The organism is Caenimonas soli, assembly GCF_013155545.1.
GTDB lineage: Bacteria > Pseudomonadota > Gammaproteobacteria > Burkholderiales > Burkholderiaceae_C > Ramlibacter > Ramlibacter soli.
On record NZ_JABJVV010000004.1, the window covers coordinates 212,004 to 233,386 of the forward strand.

Annotated in this window: 23 protein-coding genes; 8 read left to right on the plus strand and 15 right to left on the minus strand. The window is 66.2% G+C overall.

Annotated features, from left to right (window positions below):
* Positions 1-4: 4 nt before the first annotated feature.
* From xth to HNE04_RS08040, 6 genes are read right to left on the minus strand one after another with little or no spacing between them, the layout of a single operon-like run.
* Positions 5-781: an exodeoxyribonuclease III gene (gene xth / locus HNE04_RS08015; RefSeq protein ID WP_172218010.1), complete on the minus strand. Its 777-nt coding sequence runs from the start codon at positions 779-781 to the stop codon at positions 5-7.
* A 7-nt stretch (positions 782-788) separates the two neighbouring features.
* Entirely contained in the window at positions 789-1,367 is a 579-nt protein-coding gene (locus tag HNE04_RS08020; protein ID WP_172218011.1) for a DUF4337 domain-containing protein, read from the minus strand.
* Position 1,368: 1 nt separating this feature from the next.
* Positions 1,369-1,866 (minus strand): dihydrofolate reductase, encoded by a 498-nt coding sequence (locus HNE04_RS08025; RefSeq protein ID WP_172218012.1) that lies wholly within the window; start codon positions 1,864-1,866, stop codon positions 1,369-1,371.
* Positions 1,867-1,870: 4 nt separating this feature from the next.
* Positions 1,871-2,689, minus strand: a complete 819-nt coding sequence (locus HNE04_RS08030; RefSeq protein WP_172218013.1) for a thymidylate synthase — start codon at positions 2,687-2,689, stop codon at positions 1,871-1,873.
* Between the two features lie 8 nt (positions 2,690-2,697).
* Positions 2,698-4,110 carry an FAD-binding oxidoreductase gene (locus tag HNE04_RS08035; RefSeq protein ID WP_172218014.1) on the minus strand — a complete coding sequence of 471 codons (1,413 nt, stop codon included), beginning with the start codon at positions 4,108-4,110 and terminating at the stop codon, positions 2,698-2,700.
* Complete coding sequence (locus tag HNE04_RS08040; RefSeq protein ID WP_172218015.1) at positions 4,107-4,496, minus strand: DUF2069 domain-containing protein; 390 nt, start codon at positions 4,494-4,496, stop codon at positions 4,107-4,109. Before HNE04_RS08040 ends, HNE04_RS08035 begins: the two co-directional genes overlap by 4 nt.
* A 22-nt stretch (positions 4,497-4,518) precedes the next feature.
* On the opposite strand from HNE04_RS08040, the gene HNE04_RS08045 reads away from it, so the two are divergent.
* Entirely contained in the window at positions 4,519-5,721 is a 1,203-nt protein-coding gene (locus HNE04_RS08045; protein ID WP_172218016.1) for a YihY family inner membrane protein, read from the plus strand.
* Positions 5,722-5,742: 21 nt separating this feature from the next.
* On the opposite strand, the gene mutL is transcribed toward HNE04_RS08045, so the two are convergent.
* The gene (gene mutL, locus HNE04_RS08050; RefSeq protein ID WP_172218017.1) at positions 5,743-7,527 is read right to left on the minus strand and encodes a DNA mismatch repair endonuclease MutL; all 1,785 of its coding nucleotides are present in this window, start codon (positions 7,525-7,527) and stop codon (positions 5,743-5,745) included.
* Positions 7,528-7,563: 36 nt separating this feature from the next.
* Between mutL and HNE04_RS08055 the strand changes: the two genes are divergently transcribed.
* Positions 7,564-8,229: a DedA family protein gene (locus HNE04_RS08055; RefSeq protein ID WP_172218018.1), complete on the plus strand. Its 666-nt coding sequence runs from the start codon at positions 7,564-7,566 to the stop codon at positions 8,227-8,229.
* Between the two features lie 25 nt (positions 8,230-8,254).
* Here HNE04_RS08055 and HNE04_RS08060 read toward each other — a convergent pair whose 3' ends face one another.
* From HNE04_RS08060 to HNE04_RS08075, 4 genes are all read right to left on the minus strand, one after another.
* Positions 8,255-9,406: an ROK family transcriptional regulator gene (locus HNE04_RS08060; RefSeq protein WP_172218129.1), complete on the minus strand. Its 1,152-nt coding sequence runs from the start codon at positions 9,404-9,406 to the stop codon at positions 8,255-8,257.
* A gap of 74 nt (positions 9,407-9,480) precedes the next feature.
* Positions 9,481-10,278, minus strand: a complete 798-nt coding sequence (locus tag HNE04_RS08065) for an ATP-binding cassette domain-containing protein (protein WP_172218019.1) — start codon at positions 10,276-10,278, stop codon at positions 9,481-9,483.
* A 1-nt stretch (position 10,279) separates the two neighbouring features.
* The gene (locus HNE04_RS08070; protein WP_172218020.1) at positions 10,280-11,236 is read right to left on the minus strand and encodes an ABC transporter permease; all 957 of its coding nucleotides are present in this window, start codon (positions 11,234-11,236) and stop codon (positions 10,280-10,282) included.
* 71 nt (positions 11,237-11,307) lie between these two features.
* On the minus strand, positions 11,308-12,297 hold the full coding sequence (locus HNE04_RS08075; RefSeq protein WP_172218021.1) for a substrate-binding domain-containing protein: 990 nt from the start codon (positions 12,295-12,297) through the stop codon (positions 11,308-11,310).
* 104 nt (positions 12,298-12,401) lie between these two features.
* Here HNE04_RS08075 and HNE04_RS08080 point away from each other — a divergent pair, with 104 nt between their 5' ends.
* The 3 genes from HNE04_RS08080 to HNE04_RS08090 are packed head-to-tail and all read left to right on the plus strand — an operon-like array spanning position 12,402 to position 15,227.
* Positions 12,402-13,415, plus strand: a complete 1,014-nt coding sequence (locus tag HNE04_RS08080) for a carbohydrate kinase family protein (RefSeq protein WP_328700285.1) — start codon at positions 12,402-12,404, stop codon at positions 13,413-13,415.
* A 16-nt stretch (positions 13,416-13,431) separates the two neighbouring features.
* Positions 13,432-14,742, plus strand: a complete 1,311-nt coding sequence (locus HNE04_RS08085) for an aromatic ring-hydroxylating dioxygenase subunit alpha (RefSeq protein ID WP_172218023.1) — start codon at positions 13,432-13,434, stop codon at positions 14,740-14,742.
* A 23-nt stretch (positions 14,743-14,765) separates the two neighbouring features.
* A complete protein-coding gene (locus tag HNE04_RS08090; RefSeq protein ID WP_235964877.1) occupies positions 14,766-15,227 on the plus strand; it encodes an aromatic-ring-hydroxylating dioxygenase subunit beta in 462 nt (153 codons plus the stop codon).
* 18 nt (positions 15,228-15,245) lie between these two features.
* Here HNE04_RS08090 and HNE04_RS08095 read toward each other — a convergent pair whose 3' ends face one another.
* The 3 genes from HNE04_RS08095 to tsaE form a co-directional block, all read right to left on the minus strand.
* A complete protein-coding gene (locus HNE04_RS08095) occupies positions 15,246-15,467 on the minus strand; it encodes a glycine zipper 2TM domain-containing protein (protein WP_172218025.1) in 222 nt (73 codons plus the stop codon).
* 210 nt (positions 15,468-15,677) lie between these two features.
* A complete protein-coding gene (locus tag HNE04_RS08100) occupies positions 15,678-16,964 on the minus strand; it encodes an N-acetylmuramoyl-L-alanine amidase (RefSeq protein ID WP_172218026.1) in 1,287 nt (428 codons plus the stop codon).
* Positions 16,961-17,452: a tRNA (adenosine(37)-N6)-threonylcarbamoyltransferase complex ATPase subunit type 1 TsaE gene (tsaE, locus tag HNE04_RS08105; RefSeq protein WP_235964878.1), complete on the minus strand. Its 492-nt coding sequence runs from the start codon at positions 17,450-17,452 to the stop codon at positions 16,961-16,963. Before tsaE ends, HNE04_RS08100 begins: the two co-directional genes overlap by 4 nt.
* On the opposite strand from tsaE, the gene queG reads away from it, so the two are divergent.
* Complete coding sequence (gene queG / locus HNE04_RS08110) at positions 17,432-18,520, plus strand: tRNA epoxyqueuosine(34) reductase QueG (RefSeq protein WP_328700286.1); 1,089 nt, start codon at positions 17,432-17,434, stop codon at positions 18,518-18,520. The genes tsaE and queG overlap by 21 nt on opposite strands.
* Here queG and HNE04_RS08115 read toward each other — a convergent pair.
* A complete protein-coding gene (locus HNE04_RS08115; protein ID WP_172218029.1) occupies positions 18,503-19,408 on the minus strand; it encodes an AEC family transporter in 906 nt (301 codons plus the stop codon). The genes queG and HNE04_RS08115 overlap by 18 nt on opposite strands.
* Before the next feature lie 119 nt (positions 19,409-19,527).
* Between HNE04_RS08115 and HNE04_RS08120 the strand changes: the two genes are divergently transcribed.
* On the plus strand, positions 19,528-20,499 hold the full coding sequence (locus HNE04_RS08120) for a tripartite tricarboxylate transporter substrate binding protein BugE (RefSeq protein WP_172218030.1): 972 nt from the start codon (positions 19,528-19,530) through the stop codon (positions 20,497-20,499).
* Positions 20,496-21,383, plus strand: coding sequence for a site-specific tyrosine recombinase XerD (gene xerD, locus HNE04_RS08125; protein WP_172218031.1), 888 nt, complete (start codon positions 20,496-20,498; stop codon positions 21,381-21,383). The genes HNE04_RS08120 and xerD overlap by 4 nt, the downstream gene beginning before the upstream one ends.

Below are 21,383 nucleotides of genomic sequence, written 5' to 3' on the forward strand. Positions count from 1 at the left end.
CAGCTCAGATCTCCACTGTCACCGGCGCGTGGTCGCTGGGCTTGTCCCATTTGCGCGGAACGCGGTCGATGGCGCAGCCTTTCACCCCGGGCTTCAAGGCCTCGCTGACCAGGATATGGTCGATGCGCAGGCCCCGGTTCTTCTGGTAGCCCAGCATCCGGTAGTCCCACCAGCTGTAGCTCTTCTCGGGCTGCTCGAACAGCCGGAAGCTGTCGCACAGCCCCAGCTCGATCAGCTTGCGAAAATGATCCCGTTCCTGGGTGGTGTGGTGGATCGTCTCGCGCAGACCCTCCGGGTCATACGAGTCCCGGTCTTCCGGCGCGATATTGAAATCGCCCAGCAGCACCAGGCGCGGGTGCCGGGCCATTTCCTCGCTCAGGTAGTCGCGCAGGCCGCGCAGCCAACTCATCTTGTATTCGAACTTGTCGGTGCCCGGCGCCTGGCCGTTGACGAAGTAGCCGTTGACCAGCCGCACTTCGCCGGCCGGGCCGTCGATCGTTGCCGCGATCACGCGCGAATGCTCGTCGGCGAAGCCCACGATGTTCTTCACGATGTCGCGCACCGGCAGCCGGCTCATGATCGCGACGCCGTTGTACGTCTTCTGCCCGAAGACCGCGCAGTGCTCATAGCCGACCGAGCGCAACACCTCGAGCGGAAACTTGTCGTCCGTGAGCTTGAGCTCCTGCAGGCACAGCACGTCCACCGGATTGGCGGCGGTCCAGTCCAGCACGTGCTGCAACCGCGCGGTCAGCGAATTGACGTTCCAGGTGGTGATCTTCATCGTCGGCTCAAATGTGCAGCATTGCCAGCAAACCGATCGCTACGCCGACGCCACCCATTCCGAACATGCCCCATTCCAGCCATTTCTTCCTGGTGAGCAGGGCAATGGCAGCCAAGGCGATGGACACCTGCAGCGCCGTGGTGGCCTGGGCCCAGCGGTGGTGCTGGTGCATCTGCTCGTCGCTGCGCTTGTCCCACTCGTTTGCCTGGGCTTCCAGCTTGCGGGCGTCGGCCTCGATCTCCTTCTTTTCCTTCTCGTAGCGCTCCATCTTGGCCTGGTAGATGCCTTGCTTGTCTGGCGGCGACAGGTCGCGCGAGACTTCGGCCAGCGACTGCTTCGTGCTCTTGGACTGGAAATAGTTCCACTGGTTGGCGGCTTCGGTCTTCTTGATCGCCGCGTTATTCTTGTAAAGGCCGGCGTTGGCCTGGGTCGCGCCGCCCATGTAGGCGAAGATCGCGCCGACCGTGGCGATCACCGCGGTGAACATGGCGATCTGGTTGATCATGCCGCCTTGAGCGCTGTGCTGCACCGCATGCTCCAACTCGTGGTCGTGCGGGCCGTGAACGTGGAAACCTGCTCCGGACATTTCAAACTCCTCGTTGGGTGTTCTGGTAGGTGACGAAACTGTAGTGCACGCCGCCGGCCGAGATGTGCGACTCGCGGGCGACCTGCTTCCACGGCGCGCTCAGTTCCGGGGCAAACGCGTCGCCCTCGAAATCGGCGTCGAGCTCGGTGACTTCCGCCGTGTCGGCCAGCGACAGTGCCTGCGCGTAGATCTGCGCGCCGCCGATGACCCAGGCCTGCGGGTGGTGCTCGCACTGGGCGAGAGCCTCCCGCAGCGAGGCGGCACGCTGCGCGCCTGCCGCCGTCCAGCCGGCGTCGCGCGTGATGACGATGTTGGGGCGTCCGGGCAGCGGGCGGAACTTCGGCGGCAGCGAATCCCAGGTCTTCCGGCCCATGATGACGGGGCAGCCCATCGTGAGCCGCTTGAAGTGCGCCAGGTCTTCGGGCAGGTGCCAGGGCAGGGTGCCGCCCTTGCCGATCACGCCATTGCGGGCGCGCGCATAGATCAATCCGAGTTTCATTCGTTCAGACAGCCACCGGAGCCTTGATGGCGCCGTGGCATTGGTAGTCCAGCACCTCGAAATCCTCGTACTCGTAGTCGAAGATCGATGCGGGCTTGCGCTTGATGTTCAGCACGGGATAGGGGAAGGGCTGGCGGCTCAACTGCAGCTCCACTTGCTCGTGGTGGTTGCTGTAGATGTGGCAGTCGCCGCCGGTCCAGATGAAGTCGCCGATGCCCAGGTCGCACTGCTGCGCCATCATGTGCGTGAGCAAGGCGTAGCTTGCGATGTTGAAAGGCACGCCCAGGAAGATGTCCGCGCTGCGCTGATAGAGCTGGCAGGAAAGCTTGCCGTCCGCCACATAGAACTGGAAGAAGGCGTGGCAGGGCGCCAGCGCCATCTTCGGGATGTCGGCCACGTTCCAGGCGCTCACGATGATGCGCCGCGAGTCGGGGTTGGTCTTGATCGTCTTGACCGCCTCGGCGATCTGGTCGATCTGGCCGCCGTCCGGCGTCGGCCAGCTGCGCCATTGCACGCCGTAGACGGGGCCCAGGTCGCCGTCGGGTGCGGCCCACTCGTCCCAGATGGTGACGCCGCGCTCTTTCAGCCAGTTGTTGTTGCCCGAGCCCTGGAGGAACCACAGCAGTTCCTGGATGATCGACTTCAGGTGGACCTTCTTGGTCGTCACCAGCGGAAAACCTTCGTTCAGGTCGAACCGCATCTGGTAGCCGAACACGCTGCGGGTGCCCGTGCCCGTGCGATCGGTCTTGGGCGTGCCATGCGTGTACACATGGCGCATGAAGTCCTCATACTGGGACCGGACGGGGCGGCTGGTTTCGCTCATGGATGGAATTATGGGCGAATCACTCGCCCCGGATTCATCAGGTTGGCGGGATCCAGTGCGCGCTTGATCCCGCGCATCATCTGCAGCGCCACCGGGGGTTTGTGCTGCTCCAGCTTTTCCAGCTTGAGGCTGCCTACGCCATGCTCGGCGGAGATGGATCCGCCGAAGTGCTGGACCGACTCGTACACCAGCGAATTCACCTTCTCTTCCCAATCGTTCAGGAAAGCCGCTGCGTCACTGTCCTTGGGCGCCTGCACGTTGTAGTGCAGGTTCCCGTCGCCCAGGTGGCCGAAGTTCACGAGGCGCACGCCGGGAATATGCCGTGCCAGCAGGGCGTCCGTCTCGTGGCAAAACTGCGGAATGCGTGACACCGGGATCGAGATGTCGTGCTTGATGTTGAGGCCTTCTTCGGCCTGGGCCAGCGGAATGCTTTCGCGGATGTGCCAGAGCTGGTGCGCCTGGGTCAGGTTCTCGGCCACGACGGCATCGGTCACGCAGCCTTCCTCGAGCGCGGTTTCGAGCAGACGCTCGAACTGGGCCCGCGCATGCAGTTCGGATTCGTTGTCCGAATTTTCCAGCAGCACGCAGTAGGGCGCCTGGTCGTACAAAGGCACGCGCATCTGGGAAAAGTGCCGCGCCACCAGGCTCAGGGCGAATTGGCCCATGACCTCGAAGCCGGTCAGCCCGGCGCCCAGGTGCTTGTGGGCCAGGCCCAGAAGCCGCACGGCTTCTTCCAGCGACGGCACGGCGGCCCAGGCCGTCAGTTCCGCAGCGGGGAGGGGGAAGAGCTTCATGGTCGCAGCCGTAATCACCCCCAGCGTTCCTTCGCTGCCGATGAAAAGATTCCGCAGGTCGTAGCCCGTGTTGTCCTTGCGCAGGCCCGACAGGCCATTCCAGATTTCGCCCTGGGCCGTGACGACCTCCAGCCCGAGGCAAAGCTCGCGCGCATTGCCGTAACGCACGACCTGGGTTCCGCCCGCGTTGGTAGCCAGGTTGCCGCCGATGGTGCAGGTGCCCTCGGCCGCAAGGCTCAAGGGAAAGAGCAAGCCTGCCCCCGCCGCGGCCTCCTGGAGGTTTTGCAGGACGCAGCCCGCCTCCACCGTCATCGTCAGATTTTCCGTGTCGATCTCGCGCACGGTCTTCATGCGCTGGAGGCTGAGCACCACCTGCGTTCCCGATGTGTCGGGCGTGGACCCGACCACCAGCCCCGTGTTGCCTCCCTGCGGCACGATGGACGTGCCCGCGGCGGCGCAAGCCTTTACCACCTGGGCGACCTCCGCAGTGGAGCCGGGCCGGACCACGGCCAGCGCCTTGCCGCGCGAACGCTTTCGCCAATCCTGTTCCCAGGCGGTCAAGTCGCCTTCGGTGAGCACCTGGCTGTCGCCCACAAGCTGCCGCAGTTGGTCGATCAGTGTGGTCATGATTTCGCCCTATGAAGACGTACCCGCACATGCAAAGCGCAGGCGGCGAACAGCACCAGGCAGAGCACGGTTTCGATCATTGCCAGCTGCGCACTCAAACCCCGATCGCTATACGCGCGCACAACACCCTCGGTGAAATAAATCCACACCATCAGGCTCACCCAGCGGTAGGTGTACATGCGGTTGCGCAGCAGACCTGCCAGCGGGAAACACAGAGGTAGCACCTTGATCACCAGCCAGGAGCCGCCGGGCCGCACCGGCGCGAGCCAGAGTTCCCAGGCGAGGCCCAGGACGATGAGTGCCAGCAGGCTGCCGGCGGCGAGCCATCGGGTGATAGCGACCGTGCTGTCGGGGCGTGCGGCTGGCGCGGAATCGGATGTGGACATGGCGATGGCATCATAGCGGCCGATGGATGCCCGCCAATTGCTCGCCGATCTCACCCACTTTCCGTGGAAATCCACTGCGTTGACGCTGGGCGAGCGCTTTCGCGAGGACAGGCTGGGCTTGACGGCCAGCAGCCTGACTTTCACGACCACGATGGCCCTGGTGCCGTTCTTTACCGTGGCGTTGGCCGTGTTCACGGCATTTCCCGTATTCGGCAAGCTGCAGGGCGCCCTGCAGGCCTGGCTGGTGCAAAGCCTGGTTCCGGACGCTATTGCCCGGCAGGTTCTGGGCTACCTGACCCAGTTCGCGGGCAAGGCCAGCCGTCTCGGCGCCCTCGGCCTGGCGGTCCTGTTCGTCACGGCCCTGGCCCTGGTGCTGACGATCGACCGCACGCTCAACAGCATCTGGCGGGTCAAGCGGCGCCGCCCCCTGGGCCAGCGGGTGCTGGTCTATTGGGCCGTGATGACGCTCGGGCCGCTGCTGCTGGGCGCCTCCCTGAGCATCAGCTCGTACCTCATTTCCGCATCGCGCGGGCTGGTCGCGTCAATGCCCGGCGGCGTCCAGCTGCTGCTCGATGTCATCCAGTTCTTCCTGCTCGCCGCCGGCCTGGCCGCCTTGTATCGGTATGTGCCGAACACGCCGGTGCGCCGCAGCCATGCCTGGGCCGGAGGCCTGTTTGCCGCGATCGGGATCGAATTGGCGCGCAGCCTGTTGGCCCTGTACCTCGGCAAGGTGCCCACCTATTCCGCCGTGTACGGCGCCTTCGCCACCGTGCCCATCCTCCTGGTGTGGATCTATATCGCCTGGGTGATCGTGCTGTGGGGCGCGGTGATCGCCGCGTACCTGCCGAGCCTCGTAGCCGGCACGCGGCGGCGCGCCACGGCGCACGGCTGGCAGTTTCAATTGGCGCTGGAAGTGCTGCGTGAACTGGATCGCGCGCGCAGTTCGGCGCAGCGCGGGCTGAGTGCGCTGCAACTGGCCCGGGCGCTGGAAGCGGAAACCCTTCAGCTCGAGCCGGTGCTGGAGACCCTGGTGGCGCTCGACTGGGTAGGCCGTGTCAACGAGATCGAGGATGAGGAAGAAACGCGCTACATCCTGCTGGCGGAAGCGCAATCCACCGTGCTGGAGCCCCTGATCCGCAATTTGCTGCTGCCGTATTCGGATGCGACCGACAAGCTCTGGAAGAGCGGACAGCTGTCGTCGGTGTATCTCAAGGATGTGATCTAACGCTGCGCGTTTGGCCGCGTCCTAGCGCCCGCGCATGAACAGCGCATCCAGCTCCCGCACCGTCAGCTGCCGCCAGGTGGGCCGGCCGTGGTTGCACTGGTCGGAGCGCTCGGTTTCTTCCATCTGGCGCAACAGCGCGTTCATCTCATCGAGCGTCAGCTTGCGGTTGGCGCGCACGGCGCCGTGGCAGGCCATGGTGCCGAGCAGCTCGTTCTGGGCGCGTTGGATCACCGTGCTGGCGTCGTGCTGGGCCAGTTCGGCCAGTACGCTGCGCGCCAGTTCCGCCGCGTCGCCCTGGGCCAGGCTGGTCGGCACTGCCCGCACGGCCAGGGTCTTGGGGGAGAAGGGCGTGATTTCCAGGCCCAGCGTCCGGAGTGTCGTGGCGCAGGCCTCGGCGGTGGCGATTTCCTGCGGGGTCGCGGCGAACGTCGCAGGGATCAGCAGCGGCTGGCTGGCGATCTGGCTGCTGTCCATCTGGAGCTTGAGCCGCTCATAGACGATGCGCTCGTGCGCGGCATGCATGTCCACGATCACCAGGCCATGCCGGTTCTCGGCCAGGATGTAGATGCCCTGCAGCTGGGCGATCGCCCGGCCCAGGGGCCAATCGCCCTCGGGCAATTGGGGCGCAGCGTCCTTGGCAGGCTCAGGCGCAACGATTCCCGGTTGCCACAGCGCCCCCAGGTCGGAAACACGGTGACCGGCAGGCTGGCTGAAGTCCATGGCAGGTTGCGCCCAGTTCATGGCGGGCCGCTGGATTTCCTCGCGCGGCATTTCGATCGGCCCGGCGGACGCTGCTGCGGCACGAGGTGCGGCCAGTGCATATTCCACCGCATGCCGCACCGCCTGGTGCACTTCGCGGCTGTCCCGAAAGCGCACCTCGATCTTGGTCGGGTGCACATTCACGTCCACCCGGCCGGGGTCGATCTCGATGTAGAGCGCATACACCGGCTGGCGCTGGCCATGCAACACGTCTTCATAGGCGCTGCGCGCCGCGTGCGTGAGCACCTTGTCGCGCACGAAGCGCCCATTGACGTAGGTGAATTGCTGGTCCGCGCGCGAACGCGCGGCATCGGGAATACCGGCACGCCCGGTGATCCGGATGGGCCCGGCGCCGTAGGTCACGTCCACGCTCTGCTCGATCAGGTCGGCGCCCAGCACGTCGGCCAGGCGCTGTTCGCGCGTTGCCGGGCGCCATTGTTCGACGAGCTTGCCCTCGTGCCAGATGGCAAACCCCACGTCCGGCCGGCCGAGCGCATGCCGGCGGACCGACTCGATGCAATGGGCCAGCTCGGTGGCGTCCGTCTTCAGGAATTTGCGGCGGGCCGGGGTGCTGAAGAACAGTTCCTTCACTTCCACGGTGGTGCCGGTAGCGCGGGCAGCGGGCCGCAGTTCGCCGGTGCGGCCGTCCAGCAGGAAGGCATTCGGCTGGTCCGCGGTGCGCGACAGGATGTTCAATTGGGCGACCGAGCCTATCGCGGCCAGCGCCTCCCCGCGAAATCCCATGGTGCCCACCGACTCCAGGTCGGCCAGCGACGCGATCTTGCTGGTGGCATGGCGGCGCAATGCCAGGGGCAACTCTTCGCGGGCGATGCCCCCGCCGTCGTCTTCCACGGAAATCAGCCGCACGCCGCCCGCGAGCAAGCGCACCGTGACCTGGGCCGCGCCGGCGTCCAGCGCGTTGTCAACCAGCTCGCGCACCACGGAGGCGGGGCGCTCCACCACCTCGCCGGCGGCAATCTGGCTGATAAGCTCATCAGGCAGTTCCCGGATGGGCCGGCGGGGCAGGGGGGACAGGACGGCGTTCATGCGATCGCACATTGTAGGGAGTGATAATCCACGCCCATGGAACTCATCGCATTTCTGGTCGACTTCATCCTGCACGTCGACAAACATCTCGAAACCTTCGTACTGAATTACGGTACCTGGGTCTATGCCTTGCTGTTCCTGATCATCTTCGTCGAGACCGGCGTCGTGGTCATGCCCTTTCTGCCGGGGGACTCGCTGTTGTTCGTGGTGGGCGCCATGTGCGGGGTGGGGCTGATGGACTACCAGCTGTCGGTGGCGCTGCTGCTGGCCGCCGCGGTGCTGGGCAACCAGAGCAACTACGCCATCGGGCGCTTCTTCGGGCCCAAGGTGTTCAAGTGGGAGGACTCGCGCTATTTCAACAAGCGGGCGTTCGACCAGGCCCATGCGTTCTATGAAAAATACGGCGGCATCACCATCGTGGCGGCGCGGTTCATGCCTTTCCTGCGTACCTTCGCGCCTTTCGTTGCCGGGGTGGCGCAGATGACCCGCAGCAAGTTCACCTTCTACGACGTCACCGGCGGCGCGTTATGGGTCGGCGGCATCATCACGGCCGGCTATTTCTTCGGCAGCGTCCCCTGGGTCAAGGAAAACCTGGACAAGATCATCTGGGCGATGATCCTGATCCCCGGGCTCATCATCCTCTGGGGCGCGTGGAAAGCGAAACGCAACGCCACCCGGGCCGCGAACGCCGGGCAGATTTAGGGCCCCCTAGGCGGGCAGGGCGGCGTCAAGCCGCCTTGAGAAATGTCTCGCGGTCGGGCGCGAAGTTGGCGTGCAGCGGCAGTAGCGCGCCGCCCAGCGCGCGAGCGTCCGACCCTATGCTGCCGGCATGCAATGCCGGGCGCCACAAGCCTTCCCAGTTATAGCTGTCCAGGGCTTGCGCCGTTTGCGCCAGCAGCGACTCCAGCGCCGCCGGCGCCAGCGAGCCGTCCATCACCACGGCGTCTACATCCACCACGGCGGTGCCCGAGACGATGCAATGGGCCAGTGCGTTCGCCGCCGAGCGGATCCACGGGCTGGTGTGGTCGCGGTAGGGCGCCTCGAGCGAGCGCGCGTCATACGCCGCCGACGGGTCGAGCCCGTGCTGCTGGTAGTGCTGCTCCAGGTCCCAGAGCGAGGCATGCCGCACCAGCTGCTCCGGCACCGCGCCGGGTTGCGCCAGATTCACCGGCAACGAGGCGACGGCCCCGGCATTGCCTCGCACGCCGAAGTGCGGCTGCGAATGCAACACCAGCCCGCCGCCCACGAACGTGTCGACGAACAGGTACAGGAAGCTCTTGATGTCGCGTCCGCGGCCCAGCAGCAGTTCGGCGACGCAGGCCGCCGACGTGTCGCGCGCGAAGCTCACCGGCACGTCGATCATCGCCTGGACCTGCGCCGCCAGGTCGATGCTGTTCCATTGTTCGGACTGCTGGGACGAGAGGCCCAGCATGCGGTGCCATCCGCCCATCTGGAACGGCGCGGCCACCCCCACGCCGACCAGCCGCGAGGAACGCGCGCCGAGTGAGCGGCGCAGGGTGCGCAGCTGCTGGCTGACGGCCGGCAGCAGCTCGGCGGCGTCGGGGAAGGCGTACGACAGGCTGAGGCGCTTGCGCACCTTGCCGTTGAAATCGACCAGCAGTGCGTCGGTGCTGCGCCGGCCGATCTTGATCCCGATGGCATAGGCGCCGTCGGGATCGAGCGTCAGCGGGATCGAGGGCTGGCCGATGCGGCCGCGCACCGGATCGTGGCGCAGCAGCAGGCCATCTTCCTCCAGCCGGGTGGTGATGAGGCCGATGGTCTGTGCCGTGAGGCCGGTCACGCGGGCCAGTTCCGCCTTGGGCAGCGCGCCGTGCATTCGCAGCGCCTGCAACACCACCCGCTCGTTGTACTGCCGCATGCCCAGTTGGTTGGAGCCGCGTGGACGCAGCGGCGCGGTGGCTGCGCCTTCGAGTCCATGGTCGGCGGGCGTGTTCACGCGAGGGCGGCCTGCGGGATTTGGGACGGCTCCATCGCACCCGTCATCACGGCCACCACATCGCTCATGCCGATCTGTTTGGGGTTGACCACTGCGGCGCGCCGGCCCAGGCGCTGGATGTGGATGCGATCGGCGATTTCGAACACGTGCGGCATATTGTGGCTGATCAGGATCACCGGCAGCCCCTTGTCGCGCACCCGCCGGATCAGCTCCAGCACCATGTTGCCTTCTTTCACGCCGAGCGCCGCCGTGGGTTCGTCCATGATGACCACATGTTGCGCGAACGCGGCCGCGCGCGATACCGCAACGCATTGGCGCTGGCCGCCGGACAGCGTTTCCACCGGCTGGGTCATCGAGCGGATACCGACCTTGAGCTCGTTCATGCGGGCCACCGCCTGATCCAGCATGGCTTTCTTGTCCAGCACGCGCAGGTAGGTGCCCAGCACACCCGGACGCAGCAGTTCGCGCCCGAGAAACAGGTTTTCCGCGATGCTCATGGCCGGGGCCACGGCCAGCTCCTGGTAGACGGTTTCGATGCCGGCGCGCCGCGCATCGATCGGGCTCTTGAAGTGCACCGGCTGGCCGTCCAGCCGGATCTCGCCTTCGTCAGGGACCGTGGCGCCGGACAGCACCTTGATCAGCGACGACTTGCCCGCGCCGTTGTCGCCGATCACGGCCAGGATTTCACCGGCGCGCAACTCGAAGTCGCAGCCGTCCAGCGCGGTGACGTGCCCGTAGCGCTTGGTGAGGCCGCGGGCCTGCATGACGAGCGTTGTTTTGGAGAGAGTTTCCATGTCAGCGCGCTCCCCGGTTCGACAGGCGGTCGGCGAGCACGGCGAGGATCACGAGCACGCCGGTGATCAGGGTCTGCACCACCGACGCCACGCCCATCAGCGTGAGCCCATTGCGGAACACGCCGACGATCACGGCGCCCACCAGCGAGCCCAGGATGAGGCCGCGGCCGCCGAAGAGGCTGGTGCCCCCCAGCACCACCGCCGTGATGGCGTCGAGGTTTTCCGTCTGGCCGGCCTGGGGATCGCCGACGCCGGTTCGTGCGATCGAAAGCAGCGCCGCGATGCCATAGAAAAAACCGGCCAGCACGTAGACACCCAGCACCACGCGCTGCACGCTGATGCCCGTGAGGCGAGCCGCTTCGGCGTTGTTACCGACGGCGTAGATGTGCCGGCCCGGCGCCGTGTCCGACAGCATGCGCCAGGCCACGATGTACAGGGCGAACATCAGCAGCGTGCCCCAGCTGATCTGGGTGCCGCCCAGGGCGAAGGTGTTGCCGATGGCGGTGAGCGAATCGGGCAGGTTGGTAACCGTCTGCGATTTCGAGTACATCTGCGTCAGGGCGAACGCGATGTTCATGGTGCCCAGCGTGACGATGAAGGCGGGCAGGCGCGCGCGGGTCACCAGCAGCCCGTTGACCAGGCCGAAGGCGCAGGTCACGGCGATGCCGGCGAGCATGGCCAGCGGCACCGGCAGGCCGCTCTCGGCCGCCAGCTTGGTCACCACCATCGAACCCAGCGCCATCACGACGCCGCAGGACAGGTCGATGCCGGCCGTGAGGATGATCAGCGTCTGGCCGATCGCCAGAACGCCGACCACCATGACTTGCTGCAGCACCAGCGACAGGTTCTCGCCGGTCAGGAACCGCTCGGACTGCGTTGCGAAAAACAGGCAAGCGGCGGCCAGCGCCAGCCAGGGGCCGAGCAGCCCCCAGGGCAGCGGACGGTGGGAAAGGGACATGGTGGTGAGCCTGGCGAGCGAGAACCCATCGCGCACCCCGGCAACTGGCCGGGCGCTTGAGTCGCCAATGCTCACTTGTTGCCCCAGCACAAGTCAAGCCCCAGCTTGGTGTCTTTGCTGTCGACGCCGGAAAGCGGCTTGCCCGCGATCAACGTCACGCCCGTGTCGGTGTAGCCGGAGGCCTTCTTGCCCGTCTTCGCATAATCGACGCCTGCCGCCACGCCCATGGCCGCCATCTTCAGCGGGTATTGCTGCGAGGTCGCGGCGATCGAACCCGCGGCGGTGTCCTTCACGCCCTGGCACCCGCCGTCGACGGAGACGATCACCACGTTCTTTTCCTTGCCCGCCTTCTTCAGCGCGTTGAACGCGCCGGCCGCGGCCGGTTCGTTGATGGTGTAGACGATGTTGATGTCCGGATTCTTCTGCAGGCAGTTTTCCATCGCGGCCTGGCCCTTGGCGATGTCGCCGAAGCTGTCGGACATGCACACGATCGCCGGGTCCTTGGACAGCTCGTTGGACTTGGCGTCCGCTGCGGCCAGGCCGAATCCCTTCATGAAGCCGTTGTGGCGCTGCGCGCCCACAGGGTGGCCGGGGAACAGGTCGAGCGTCGCGACGCGGGCCGGCTTGGCGCCCAAAGCTGCCTTGGCGTACTGGCCGATCAGCATGCCGGCCTGGTAGTTGTCCGTGGCGAACAGGGCGTCGGCGCCGTCGAACGGGCTATCCAGCGCGATCACCTGCACCCCCTTGCCCTGCAGCTTCTTCACGGTGGGAATGATCGCGTCGCCGCTGGAAGTGATGAGGATGGTTTTCGCGCCGGCCGATGCCATGTTCTCCAGCGCGGCGATCTGGCCCGCGGTATCACCGTCCGATTTTCCGGCTGCCGTCAGCAGCTTGGCGCCGGCCTTCTTCGCCTCGGCCTCGGCGCCTTCCTTCATCTTCACGAAAAAGGGATTGGTGTCGGTCTTGGTGATCAGGCCGATCACCGGTTGGCCTTGGGCCAGGGCGGTGCCGGCGGCGAGCGCCAGGGTGGACAGCAGGAACTGGGGAAGGGCTGCTTTCATGGGTGTGTCTCCAGAAGTGTTGGTTGCCGCGAGCGAGCGAACAAACTATAGTGGCGACGGACTAACTAAATCAAGTGGTTTTATTTATGGAAAACCCTGAGAGCTTGCTGAAGAGCATCCGGGTGGCAACAGCTGGAGAGGCGCTCATTGACCTCGTCGATCGAGGGGATGGCCTGCTCGAGCCCTGTGCCGGCGGCGCTGTGTACAACTTCACGCGCGCGCTGGCGCTGCAGGGCTTGGGCACTGCCTATCTCAATCCGCTCTCACGTGACGGGTTCGGGCGGCGGCTGGCGCGGGGCCTGGCCGATTCCGGTGTGCTGCTGGCCCGCGCCGAGGCCATTGCCGAGCCGACCTCGCTGGCCGTGGTCGGAGTCGACGCCGAAGGTCAACCGGCCTACACCTTCTACCGCCAGGGCGTCGCCGACCGGGCCATAGACGCCTCGACGCTCTCGGCGGCTACCCAGTCCCTCGCGGGGCTGGAGGTCGTGTGCACGGGTTGCCTGGCACTGGCCTCGGCGGACGAGCATCGCTACCTGCCCTGGCTGAAGGCCTGCCGCGCGCGCGGTTTGACTGTGGTGGTGGACGCCAACCTGAGGCCGGCCGCCATGCCCGACGCCGAGGCCTACCGTGCGACAGTGCGCGCGGCGCTGGCGCTGGCCGACGTCATCAAGGTGAGTGACGAGGACCTGCTGGCACTGGCGCCGGGCCAGCCCGATCTGCTGCTGTCGGCGCGCGAACTTTTCGAACTCGGACCGGCGCAGTACGTGGCGCTCACACAAGGCAGCCAAGGCGCGATGCTGCTCGCCCGCGACGGCCGCCGCTGGCATGCTCTCGACCACGCCGCGCTGCGGATTGTGGACACGGTGGGTGCCGGCGATTGCTTCCTCGCCGGCCTGGTGGCGGGCCTGTTGGACAACGGGATGCGGCAGGCGGAAAACGCCGGACTCTGCGGTGCGGCGGCCCAGCGCGCCCTGGTGCGGGCCGTCGCCAGCGCCAGCTACTGTGTGCAGCGGCGCGGCTGTGTACCGCCCGGCCGCCACGAACTGGAGTGCCAGATGCAACAGGGAACAGTGCGCGTCGTCGAGCAACAACCCGCGCTGGCCCGAATTAATAAGTGAGCGTATTATTTCGGGGATGAACGCCCCGCAGACACTGTCCCGCTGGACCCAGCCTGGTTCCAGCCGCGTGCCCTTTTGGGCCTATACCGATGCGCAGCTTTACCAGCGCGAGCTCGAGAAAATCTTCTACGGCGAGCATTGGTGCTACGTCGGCCTCGAGGTTGAAATCCCCAACGTCGGCGACTACAAGCTCAGCTCGGTGGGGGAGCGCCAGGTCATCATGGTGCGCGACCGCGTGGCGCCGAAAGACCGTGGCGTGGACACCGGCGTGCGCGTGGTGGAGAACCGCTGTGCCCATCGCGGCGTGCGTTTCTGCCAGCAGCCGCAGGGCAACGCGCGCAGTTTCGTTTGTCCCTATCACCAGTGGACCTACAAGCTCAACGGCGATCTGGCGGGCCTGCCGTTCAAGGATGGCGTCAAGGACGGCGACTGCGTCAACGGCGGCATGCCCGCGGACTTCGACATCAAGCAGCACGGCCTGGAGAAACTGCGCGTGGCGGTTCTGCACGGCTTGGTATTCGCGACCTTCAGCGACAGTGCCGAGCCGTTGCAGGACTATCTCGGCCCGCAGGTCATGCCCTGGCTGGACCGCATCTTCAAGGGCCGGCAGCTCACGCTGCTGGGCTACAACCGCCAGCGCATTCCGGGCAACTGGAAGCTGATGATGGAGAACATCAAGGACCCGTACCACCCCGGCCTGCTGCACACCTGGTTCGTGACCTTCGGGCTGTGGCGCGCGGACCAAAAAAGCCGCATGGTGATGGACGCGCACGGGCGCCACGCCGTGATGATCTCTCGCCGCAACGACGGCGGCCAGAACGCCGCGGTGACGCAGGGCGTGACCTCGTTCAAGGCCGACATGGCGCTCAACGACACGCGGCTGCTCGATGTGGTGCCGGAACCCTGGTGGGCCATTGACGATCCGGCCCATCCCGGCCAGCAGATCACGCCCACGGTGACGATGATCACCCTGTTCCCCAGCCTCATCATCCAGCAGCAGGTCAATTCGCTCTCCACCCGGCACATCGTGCCCCGCGGCGAGGGTGAGTTCGATTTCGTCTGGACTCATTTCGGCTTTGAGGGCGACACGCCCGAGATGACGCAGCGCAGGTTGCGCCAGGCCAACCTGTTTGGCCCGGCGGGATTCGTCAGCGCCGACGATGGGGAAGTGATAGAGCTCAGCCAGGATGGCTTCAGGCAGAAAGGCGAGGACGGCAGCACGCTGTGCGAACTGGGCGGAACCGGCACCGAAGGCACCGAGCACATGGTCACGGAAACCCTGATCCGCAGCATGTACGCCTACTGGCGCAAGGTGATGGCGGTATGAGCGGCGCCGGCGTGGAAAGGCTGATGCTGCAGCTGGAGATAGACCAACTTAACGCCGCCTACGCCGCCGCGCTCGACGAAAAGCGCTTCGACGAGTGGCCGGGATTCTTTCTGGAGGATGGGCGCTACAAGGTGCAGGCCCGCGAGAATTTCGACCGCGGACTGCCGCTGGCGCTCATGGCCCTGGAGAGCCAGGGGATGATGAAGGACCGCGTTTACGGCGTGACGCAGACCATCTACCACGCGCCGTATTACACCCGGCACGTGGTGAGCCCGGCGCAGGTGCTGGCGCAGGAGGGGGGCCTGGTCAGGGCCCAGTCTCATTACGCCGTGTTCCGCACCAGGCCAGGCGACTCGAGCGAGGTCTACAACGTGGGCCGCTACATCGACGAGATCGTGCGCACGGAGGCCGGCCTCAAGTTTGCCAGCCGGCTGTGCGTGTACGACAGCGAGATGGTCCTCAACTCGCTGATCTACCCGATCTGATCGAACCTGGCGGTCAGCTTAGTACCTGCGCCGATTGGGTTCCGTGGCCCTGTTGCCGATGTAGGCACCGGCGGCTGCACCACCGATGGTGCCGACAGGGCCGCCGATCAGGGCGTCACCCACCACACCGCCTACGACGGCACCGCCCACGGTACCCACGGTTTGACGGTCCATCGTGGCACAGCCAGTCAGGCCCATCAGGGATGCGGCGATCGCGGCCGCGGCAAGTTTGGATTTCATCTGCACACCTCTTGTATTGGACTGCCAGGCGCGCCTGCTTCCGGCGGACGCTTGTGATGCCTGTGCTGCCACTCTAAGCAGGCCTGCTCTGAAGAGGCGTAGGAAAGGGCAGCCGGGCATCGTCGGCCCTCGGCGCAACCGCCGGGCAGGAATCGTGAAGGCCTATGGAAGCCTGCGCCGACACAGCAATATCGCCGGCGGAACGGCGCTTTACAGGGGGCGGTTTCGCGCCAGCGGTGGGTTCTTCGCGAAGTAGCGGTGGATGCCGCGCATGATGGCGTCGGCCAGCTGTTCCTGGTAGGCGTCGCTGCGCAGCCGCAGTTCTTCCTCGGGGTTGCTGATGAAGGCTGTTTCCACCAGGACGCTAGGGATATCCGGGGCTTTGAGGACGGCAAATCCGGCCTGTTCGACGCTGCGCTTGTGCAGGCGGCCGACATTGCCGATCTCGCCCAGCAGCGCGCTTCCCAACTTGAGGCTGTCGTTGATCTGGGCCGTCGTGCTCATGTCCAGCATGGCGCGGGCCACGTGCGCGTCGTGGCTCTTGACGTTGACGCCGCCGATCAGGTCGGCCTTGTTTTCCTTGTCGGCCATCCAGCGCGCAGCCGTGCTCGAAGCCGCGCCCTGGCTGAGGGCGAACACGCTGGCGCCGCGGGCGCTGGGGGTGAAGAAGGCGTCGGCGTGGATGCTGACGAACAGGTCGGCCTGCACGCGCCTGGATTTCTGCACGCGCACATGCAGGGGCACGAAGAAGTCGGCGTCGCGCGTCAAGAAGGCGCGCATGGGATTGCCGTTGATCACGGAGGCATTGATGCGCTCGCGCAGCCGATGCGCGATCTGCAACACCACGTCTTTCTCGCGCGTGCCGCTGGGGCCGACGGCGCCCGGGTCCTCGCCGCCATGACCCGGATCCAGGGCGACGATGATGAGGCGGTCGGTCTTCTGCGGCCGCCGTGTCGCGGCCTCGGGCTTGGGACGCTGCAATTTTTCGGCGATCAGGTCGCCCAACGGGTCGCTCGCCGGCGTTGGGGGCGGCACCGGCCGGTCGCGCATCCGTTCGGCGATCAGGGCCTCCAGCGGGTCCACTTCCTTGACCGGATAGAAATCGAAGACCAGGCGGTGTTGGTAGGCGGCCACCGGGGTGAGCGTGAAGACCTGGGGCACGGCCGGCTGCTTCAGGTCGACCACCATCCGCACCACGCCCGGCGCATGCTGGGACGCCCGGATGCCGGCGATGAAGGGATCGTCGGACCGCACCTTGGCCACCAGTTCGCGCAGTTCGGGGCTGAGATCGAGACCCTCGATGTCCACCGCCAGGCGCGGGGGATTGGTCATGACGACCTGCGTGGAGCTGAGCTTGGCGTCGGATTCGATGGTGACGCGCGAATACTCGGGCGCGGGCCAGACCCGCACGGCGACGATGGTGGCGCCGCGGGCGATCTGCTGCGTTCCCAGCAACAGCACCAACGAGCCTTGGCGCAGGATATCGCGCCGGTTCATTGCAGGAGCTCCCGGCCCAGCGGCGTTTGCGCCTTCAGCGCCACGTGGCGCGATCCGTCGGGTTGCATGTCGATGCGCACGACCAGGTCGGCCGGCGGCAGCAGGCCCGCGGCGTTCTGTGCCCATTCCGCCAGCTTGAGCCCGGGGCCCGCGAAGATGTCGCGAAAGCCCGCGTCTTCCCATTCGCGCGGGTCGGTGAAGCGGTAGAAGTCGAAATGCCAGATCGCCAAGCCTTCGACCTCGTATGGCTCGACCACGGCGTAGGTGGGGCTCTTGATGCGCCCCTGCACCCCCAGTGCGCGCAGCAGGTGCCGCACCACGGTGGTTTTGCCGGCTCCCAGTTCGCCATGCAACTCGATGAAGGCCTGGGCGATGGCGGGATGCGACGCCAGTTGCGCGGCGAAAGCCCGGGTCTCGTCCTCACTGGCCCAGACCACGGCGCGGACGGCACTTTCTACAATCGGCGGGTGGCGTTCTACAGCGGTCAGATCGACGGTCCTCAACTGGTGGCGGATATACAGGCCTGGGCCCGTGAATTGGGATTCTCCCAAATCGGCGTCGCGGGCGTGGATCTCTCGTCCGCCGAGGCCGGATTGCTGGCCTGGCTGTCCAACGGCTTTCACGGTGAAATGGCCTACATGCAAACCCATGGCCTCAAGAGGGCCAGGCCGGCCGAACTCGTGCCCGGCACGGTGAGCGTGATCACGGCCCGCATGGACTACCTGCCCCGCACAGCCGAGGAGGGCTGGCAATCGGTTGAATTCGAGCGTCTGCGTCGGCCACAGGAGGCCGTGGTATCCCTCTACGCCCGCGGCCGCGACTATCACAAGGTGCTGCGCTCGCGGCTGCAAAAGCTCAGCGAGCGCATCGCAGAGAAGGTGGGGCCGTTCGGCCACCGCGCATTCACCGATTCTGCGCCGGTGCTGGAAGCTGAGCTTGCCGCGCGCAGCGGCCAGGGCTGGCGGGGCAAGCACACCCTGGTGCTCAGCCGCGAAGCAGGGTCCATGTTCTTCCTGGGCGAGATCTACGTGGACCTGGCGCTGCCGCCCAGCCCGCCGGTGACCGAGCATTGCGGCACTTGCAGTGCCTGCATCGACGTGTGCCCGACGCAGGCCATCCTGGCGCCGCAGCGGCTGGACGCCCGCCGCTGCATCTCCTACCTCACCATCGAGCATGCCGGCCCCATTCCCGAAGAGTTGCGCGCGCTGATGGGCAACCGCATCTACGGCTGCGACGACTGCCAGCTGATCTGCCCGTGGAACAAGTACGCGCGGCGCAGCGCTTTGCCTGACTTCGACGAAAGGGAAGGGCTGACCGGAGCGCATCTCGCGGAGCTGTTCGGCTGGACCGAGGATGAGTTTCTTCGCCTCACCGAGGGCAGCCCGATACGGCGCATCGGCCATGAACGCTGGCTGCGCAATATCGCCGTCGCTATCGGCAATGCCTTGCGCGAAGCGGACGACCCCAGTCTGCGCGCCGCGCTGCAAGCCCGGACGCAACATCCCAGCGCCCTGGTGCGCGAGCATGTGGCCTGGGCGCTAGCCCAGCACGCCTAGCGCGAACGGCAGGCTCAGCAGGCCCAGCAAGGTCGACAGCGTCACCAGCCCGGCGACATAGGGGCCGTTGTAGCCCATGCGCGACGCCAGCACATAGGCACTGGAAGCGGTGGGCAGGGCCGAGAAGGCCAGCAGCACGGCGGTCTGCGCCGGGTCCAGGCGAAACAGGCGCGCCAGCCCGAACGCTGCCAAAGGCAGGATGAAATGGCGGATGGCCAGTACGGCCACCATCAGCGTCTTGCCCTGGGCCAAGCTGCCGAATTGCATACCCGCGCCCGCAGCCATCAGGCCCAGCGCCAGCGACGCCGCGCCGATGCGGCTCACCGTGGGCTCGAGCCAGGCCGGAATGGAAAAGCCAAGCAGATTGGCCGCGAGGCCGGAGGCCGTGCCGACGATCAGCGGGTTGCGCAGCAACTCGCTCAGAAAACCCCGTTGTGCGTGCCGCGCCATAGGCCACACCGCGGCCACGTTGAAAAGCGGCACGCACACGCCGATCAGCACGGCGACCAGCAGCAGTCCCTGCGGGCCGGCCACTCGCTCGGCCAGGGCCAGCGCAATGAAGGAGTTGAAGCGGAATGCCACCTGCGCGCTCGCGGCATGGTCGCGGACATCGATTCGCCGGCCCAGCCAGGGCAGGTGGGGCAATGAGTAGGACAATGCGATGCCGGCCAGTCCTGTCAGCACGCCCGCTGCGATCAGGCTCGAGGCCGCGCCCAGGTCCAGCGGGCTCTTCACAATGGACTGGAACAGTAGAACCGGGAAGAGGAAGTAGTACGTCAGGGCCTCGACCTGCTGCCACACCGTGCGGTTCAGGGCCGTATAGCGGCAGACCAGGTAGCCACAAAGAATCAGCGAGAAATCGGGAAAAAGCAGTTGCGCAAAGTTCACCGCCCGAGGATAGCTGCAACTCTAGGGTTACCCCTTATGTGTAAACCGCAGAGCGCGGTTTGGCTTCTGCTTATAGGATGCAGGGTCTTTTGCTTTTTCGCATATCAAGGAGTGTCCCCATGAAACGCCGTCAATGGTTTGCCTTGTCGACTGCCGCACTGGCGCTCGTCGCCGGCCCCGTGCTCGCACAGAGCTACCCCAACAGGCCGATCAAGATTCAAGTGCCGTTCGCCCCCGGCGGCACGACCGACATCATTGCCCGCGTCATGTCCGAGCCGCTGGGCAAGGCCCTGGGCCAGCCGGTGATCGTCGAGAACAAGGCGGGCGGGGGCGGCGTGATCGGGGCCACCGAAACCATGCGCTCGGCGCCGGACGGCTACACGCTGGGCATCGCGACGGTTTCGACCACCGCGGCCAACCCGGCCATCAATCCCAAGATCCCGTACAACCCGATCACCGACTTCACGCCCATCATCAACATCGCGGCCACGCCCAATGTGATCGCCGTGCACCCGAGCTTCCCGGCCAAGGATTACAAGGCCTTCGTCGCCGAGCTCAAGCGCGCGCCGGGCCGCTACTCCTACTCGTCGTCGGGCACGGGCGGCATCGGCCATTTGCAGATGGAGCTGTACAAGAGCCTGTCGGGCGCCTTCGTCACCCACATCCCGTACCGAGGTGCGGGCCCGGCGCTGAACGACACGGTGGCCGGCCAGGTGCCCATGATCTTCGACAACCTGCCGTCGGCGCAGCCGTTTATCAAGGACAACCGCCTCATCCCGATCGTGGTGGCGGCGCCCCAGCGCCTGGCCAGCCTGCCCAACGTGCCGACCTTCAAGGAAGTGGGGCTGGAGCCGGTGAACCGCATGGCTTATTACGGTATCTGGGGCCCGAAGAACATGCCCAAGGACGTGGTCGACAAGATCTATGCCGCCACCAAGAAGGCGCTGGAGGATCCGGCGGTGCGCAAGCGCATCGAGGACACCGGCTCCATCGTCGTCGGCAATACGCCGCAGCAGTTCGCCGAGCAGATCAAGGCCGAGTACGACGTGTACAAGAAGGTGGTTGACCAGGCCAAGCTCAAGCTCGATTGAGCGGCGACGCTTCCATCGACGCCTTCATCGACGCCCTGTGGCTGGAAGAAGGGCTGTCGAAGAACACCCTGGCGGCGTACCGGCGAGACCTCTCGCTGTACGCCGCCTGGCTGTCTGGGCAGGGCCGCACGCTAGCCGGCACTTCCGAGGCCGATCTCAACGGCTACTTCGCGGCGCGCCATGAGGGCAGCAAGGCGACCACGGCCAATCGCCGGCTCACCGTTTTCAAGCGCTACTTTCGCTGGGCTTTGCGTGAACGCCTGATCACGGCCGACCCGACCCTGCGGCTGCAATCGGCCAAGCAGCCGCTGCGCGTGCCCAAGACCCTCACCGAGGCGCAGGTCGAGGCCTTGCTGGACGCGCCCGACGTCGATACCCCGCTGGGCCTGCGCGACCGCACCATGCTGGAGCTGATCTATGCAAGCGGCTTGCGCGTGAGTGAGCTGGTCACGCTCAAGACATTCAACGTCAGCATGAGCGAGGGGGTGTTGCGCGTGCTGGGCAAGGGCAGCAAGGAGCGCCTGGTGCCGTTCGGCCAGGTCGCCCGCGACTGGATCAGCCGCTACCTGGCCGATGCGCGGCCGGTCATCCTCGATGGGCAGCAGACCGTGGACCTGTTCGTCACTTCGCGGGGGCAGGGGATGACCCGCGCGATGTTCTGGGTGATCGTGAAGAAGCAGGCGCAGGCGGCCGGCATCACGGCGCCGCTGTCACCGCATACCTTGCGTCACGCGTTCGCCACCCACTTGCTCAATCATGGGGCGGACCTGCGCGCGGTGCAGATGTTGCTGGGCCACGCCGACATTTCCACCACTACAATTTATACGCACGTCGCGCGCGAGAGGCTGAAGCAGCTGCACGCGGCGCACCACCCGAGAGGCTGA

Coding starts and splice junctions, on each gene's coding strand:
- xth (WP_172218010.1), bottom strand. CDS start 781: ATGAAGATCACCACCTGGAACGTCAATTCGCTGACCGCGCGGTTGCAG.
- HNE04_RS08020 (WP_172218011.1), bottom strand. CDS start 1,367: ATGTCCGGAGCAGGTTTCCACGTTCACGGCCCGCACGACCACGAGTTG.
- HNE04_RS08025 (WP_172218012.1), bottom strand. CDS start 1,866: ATGAAACTCGGATTGATCTATGCGCGCGCCCGCAATGGCGTGATCGGC.
- HNE04_RS08030 (WP_172218013.1), bottom strand. CDS start 2,689: ATGAGCGAAACCAGCCGCCCCGTCCGGTCCCAGTATGAGGACTTCATG.
- HNE04_RS08035 (WP_172218014.1), bottom strand. CDS start 4,110: ATGACCACACTGATCGACCAACTGCGGCAGCTTGTGGGCGACAGCCAG.
- HNE04_RS08040 (WP_172218015.1), bottom strand. CDS start 4,496: ATGTCCACATCCGATTCCGCGCCAGCCGCACGCCCCGACAGCACGGTC.
- HNE04_RS08045 (WP_172218016.1), top strand. CDS start 4,519: ATGGATGCCCGCCAATTGCTCGCCGATCTCACCCACTTTCCGTGGAAA.
- mutL (WP_172218017.1), bottom strand. CDS start 7,527: ATGAACGCCGTCCTGTCCCCCCTGCCCCGCCGGCCCATCCGGGAACTG.
- HNE04_RS08055 (WP_172218018.1), top strand. CDS start 7,564: ATGGAACTCATCGCATTTCTGGTCGACTTCATCCTGCACGTCGACAAA.
- HNE04_RS08060 (WP_172218129.1), bottom strand. CDS start 9,406: ATGCGGCAGTACAACGAGCGGGTGGTGTTGCAGGCGCTGCGAATGCAC.
- HNE04_RS08065 (WP_172218019.1), bottom strand. CDS start 10,278: ATGGAAACTCTCTCCAAAACAACGCTCGTCATGCAGGCCCGCGGCCTC.
- HNE04_RS08070 (WP_172218020.1), bottom strand. CDS start 11,236: ATGTCCCTTTCCCACCGTCCGCTGCCCTGGGGGCTGCTCGGCCCCTGG.
- HNE04_RS08075 (WP_172218021.1), bottom strand. CDS start 12,297: ATGAAAGCAGCCCTTCCCCAGTTCCTGCTGTCCACCCTGGCGCTCGCC.
- HNE04_RS08085 (WP_172218023.1), top strand. CDS start 13,432: ATGAACGCCCCGCAGACACTGTCCCGCTGGACCCAGCCTGGTTCCAGC.
- HNE04_RS08090 (WP_235964877.1), top strand. CDS start 14,766: ATGCTGCAGCTGGAGATAGACCAACTTAACGCCGCCTACGCCGCCGCG.
- HNE04_RS08095 (WP_172218025.1), bottom strand. CDS start 15,467: ATGAAATCCAAACTTGCCGCGGCCGCGATCGCCGCATCCCTGATGGGC.
- HNE04_RS08100 (WP_172218026.1), bottom strand. CDS start 16,964: ATGAACCGGCGCGATATCCTGCGCCAAGGCTCGTTGGTGCTGTTGCTG.
- HNE04_RS08120 (WP_172218030.1), top strand. CDS start 19,528: ATGAAACGCCGTCAATGGTTTGCCTTGTCGACTGCCGCACTGGCGCTC.